This is a genomic window from Zhongshania aliphaticivorans (genome assembly GCF_902705855.1).
Lineage (GTDB): Bacteria > Pseudomonadota > Gammaproteobacteria > Pseudomonadales > Spongiibacteraceae > Spongiibacter > Spongiibacter aliphaticivorans_B.
Genome location: NZ_CACSIJ010000006.1, coordinates 1 through 3,620 on the forward strand (window position 1 = coordinate 1; position 3,620 = coordinate 3,620).

Below are 3,620 nucleotides of genomic sequence, written 5' to 3' on the forward strand. Positions count from 1 at the left end.
ATTTAAACCCAGATGAACTGGTTTGGAACCAGATGAGAAATATGGGTACATCGAAAAAGCCTCTTAAGAAAGGCGAGTCGCTTAAAAATCGAGCGATAGTGGATTTAGAGAAAATTCGACGAAACAAGAAGCTCGTAAAATCCTTTTTTAAAGAAGCGACTGTATCCTTTGCTGCCGCCTAGGTAGTAAATATAAGATGTACGTTTTATTGACTCTTAATGAAAAGCGCCCACTCTCCTCAGGCTTTACTGAATTGACTGAAGTGCAAGAAATCAAGGCGAAAACGAGAGCTACGCACAACAACCGGCAAAAAACGACACATCGCCGCATAAACAATTCCTTGTTAGTTGTTACAGCACATTATGATAAAGCCACGCAAACATACTAAGCTAAGCGGGGGTGAAAAAAAGAAAATTGCACACAAAATTGGCCGATTCGGCGACATCTTTAACATATACTGCTGAGCCTCAATTATAGAATGTTATTGAAGCATGTATAAGCAGGGTGATATGCAACGCCATTGTCGCAACAAAGACCAGTCAGTTAATTACTAAGCCAAAAAAAGAGAACCATCGCCAGTATAAACTTTACTAGAATCCGAACTTAAGAAACCACCCAATTATCCCGCCACCACATCAGAAGGCCTCTGAGAGAAAATGCGACGAGGGCGGAATATATCGCTCGATTTCATTGCTACTGATAGGCAAGTCATCGAGGCTAAAACTTGCAAAACGCGGAAAGGAAGACGATAAACGCTAAAACGTACCGCTCAGAAATCAGGCGACAAAACCCTTAATATTCGTGGCATGAAATAAGGAAGCTCATCCGAGCTTCCTTATTCGCACAGCGCATGCGTTTAGCCTCCGACGTCAGACATCCGACGTACCAAGTGGCTAGCTCAAAAAAAGTTGATACGCCGGATTTTCAGTTTCTTCGTGATAGGGATAAGCCAGCTTATCAAGAAAAGTCTCAATTTCAGCTCGCTCTTTTTTGTCCGCTTGCAAGCCAACCAAGACACGACCATAGGCCGCGCCGTGATTGCGATAATGGAATAAAGAAATATTCCAGCGATTGCCAAGCTTGGTCAAAAAGTTCATCAAGGCACCAGGCCGTTCTGGAAACTCAAAGCGGTATATTAGTTCATTCTTCACCGTGGCTGGCCGATGCCCACCCACCATATGACGAATATGCAGCTTGGCCATTTCGTTGTCGGTAAAATCCGCAACGGGATAATCCATTTTCTGCAGGGTATCGACCAATTCCTGCCGATCACCGCCGCCTGCCGCTACCGATATGCCCACAAAGATTTGCGCATCGCGGTCGTCGCCAAAGCGATAATTGAACTCAGTGATATTGCGGCGCCCTAAAGCCCCACAAAACTTTTTAAAACTGCCGGGACGCTCAGGAATGGTAACGCTTAAAATCGCTTCGCGCTTTTCACCAATTTCGGTACGCTCGGCAATGTAACGCAGACGGTCAAAATTAGTGTTGGCGCCACTGTCTATCGCCAATAGGGTTTGTCCGCTGCAATCATTTTGTGCCACGTACTTTTTCAGTCCTGCCAATGCTAAGGCACCGGCTGGTTCTGCAATTGAACGGGTATCATCAAAAATATCTTTGATCGCTGCGCAAATTTCGTCGGTGCTGGCCGTCAACACGCCATCAATAGTTTTACGTAAAACGCGGAAGGTTTCTTTGCCGATCTGTGCAACCGCAACACCGTCAGCAAATAAACCCACTTCTGGCAATATGGCGCGTCGGCCTTTTTCCAGCGCTAATTTAAGGCAGGCTGCGTCTTCTGGCTCCACCGCTATCACTTTGACTTCGGGGCGCACATATTTGATGTAAGCAGCAACACCGGCCGCCAAACCACCGCCGCCAACTGGCACAAAAACCGCATCCAATGGTCCGGTGACTTGGCGAAGAATTTCCATACCCACCGTGCCCTGACCAGCAATGACCTCTGGGTCGTCGTAGGGGTGGACGTAAACCATGCCTTTTTCTTCAACTAACTTTTTAGCGTAGGTCGACGCCTCGTCGTAGGTGTCACCGTGCAAGACCACTTTACCGCCGCGAGAGCGCACCGCATCTACTTTAATTTGTGGGGTTGTTCTTGGCATCACGATGGTGGCCCGAACCCCGAGCTTAAGCGCAGCCAGCGCTAAACCTTGCGCGTGGTTGCCCGCCGAAGCCGCAACAACGCCTTTGTTGCGCTCTTCTTCAGAGAGGCTAATCATCTTGTTGTAAGCACCGCGCAACTTAAAGGAAAATACTGGCTGCAAATCCTCGCGCTTTAACAAAACCTCATTGTCCAAGCGCTTACTCATCAGCGGCATACGATCAATAGGCGACTCGATGGCAACATCATAAACGCGAGCTTTGAGGATTCTTTTGATGTAACTCTGTGGCATAACTCTGTGCGGCCTCCATTGCTACGCTAAAAACAGCGCTAAAATTCAGCTGACCAGTCTACCGCGTATGCAGCCAAAGCGCAGCAAGACCGCGAAAACAACTAGCTACCGCCGCCACAACCACAGCCGCGCCACTCCGCCATATCCGCCAAGGTCATCAATTCTTCCGCAGGCGAATCACCCTGTTCAAAAGCGTTCTTATGAGACTCCCCCTCGCTAGACACCAACCAGGCTAGATCCTCAGCAATCGCGAGCCGCTTAAATTCGTCAAACCACTCCTCGTAGCTTTTGTAATTTGAATTCATACCTAACTCCCATGTCTACACAAGAGGTAAATCAGCAATAAACACGCTGCGAGCAAGACCGGCCTTAGCAATTGCACCTCGCAATTGGCCTCAGTGAAATTTATACTTGCTCGCAAATCCCGCCCCCAGCGTACAACAGCAAAGGCCGACAATGACACAAGATGAGCTAAAACTTGCGGTAGCACAGGCCGCAATCGATCATATCAAGCCCGCCATTCTCGATGGCGAAATTATCGGCGTAGGCACTGGTTCCACAGCCAATTTTTTTATCGACCTGTTAGCAGAGTTTAAAGGCGATATTAAAGGCACCGTCGCCAGCTCGGAAGCCTCGGCAGAACGCTTGCGCAATCATGGCATCGAAGTACTCGAACTCAATTCCACCGGCACCATTGCGGTCTATGTTGACGGCGCAGACGAAGCCAATGAGCGACTGGAATTAATCAAGGGCGGTGGCGCAGCCCTGACNCGCGAAAAAATTGTTGCGGCGGCAAGTAAGAAATTTATTTGTATCGCTGACGGCAGCAAATTGGTCGGCCAATTAGGCGCATTTCCACTACCCGTTGAAGTCATTCCAATGGCTCGCAGCTATGTAGCACGGGAATTGGTTAAGCTCGGCGGCAATCCGGTTTATCGCGAAGGTGTCGTTACCGACAACGGCAACATCATTCTCGATGTTTACGACTTTATGATTAGCACTCCGCGTAAAACCGAAGAAGAGATTAACAATATAACCGGCGTTGTGACTAACGGGCTCTTCGCCTGTCGGCCAGCGGATGTATTATTATTGGGGACAGCGGAAGGGGTGAAAACGCTGAAGGCATAAAGGACGGCGTCGGATGTCGGATGTCGGATGTCGGATGTCGGATGTCGGATGTCGGATGTCGGATGTCGGATGTCGGATGTC

The 3,620-nt window shown here is 48.7% G+C and carries 3 protein-coding genes and 1 pseudogene; 2 read left to right on the forward strand and 2 right to left on the reverse strand.

Annotated features, from left to right (window positions below; all coding sequences use genetic code 11):
- Window positions 1–182: pseudogene (locus GVJ32_RS18300) on the forward strand (hypothetical protein); the annotation flags it as partial.
- A gap of 711 nt (window positions 183–893) precedes the next feature.
- Here GVJ32_RS18300 and ilvA read toward each other — a convergent pair.
- Window positions 894–2,411 carry a threonine ammonia-lyase, biosynthetic gene (gene ilvA, locus GVJ32_RS04430; RefSeq protein WP_159238858.1) on the reverse strand — a complete coding sequence of 506 codons (1,518 nt, stop codon included), beginning with the start codon at window positions 2,409–2,411 and terminating at the stop codon, window positions 894–896.
- A 101-nt stretch (window positions 2,412–2,512) separates the two neighbouring features.
- On the reverse strand, window positions 2,513–2,716 hold the full coding sequence (locus GVJ32_RS04435; protein WP_159238859.1) for a hypothetical protein: 204 nt from the start codon (window positions 2,714–2,716) through the stop codon (window positions 2,513–2,515).
- 151 nt (window positions 2,717–2,867) lie between these two features.
- On the opposite strand from GVJ32_RS04435, the gene rpiA reads away from it, so the two are divergent.
- Complete coding sequence (rpiA, locus tag GVJ32_RS04440; RefSeq protein WP_159238860.1) at window positions 2,868–3,539, forward strand: ribose-5-phosphate isomerase RpiA; 672 nt, start codon at window positions 2,868–2,870, stop codon at window positions 3,537–3,539.
- The last annotated feature ends 81 nt before the right edge of the window (window positions 3,540–3,620 follow it).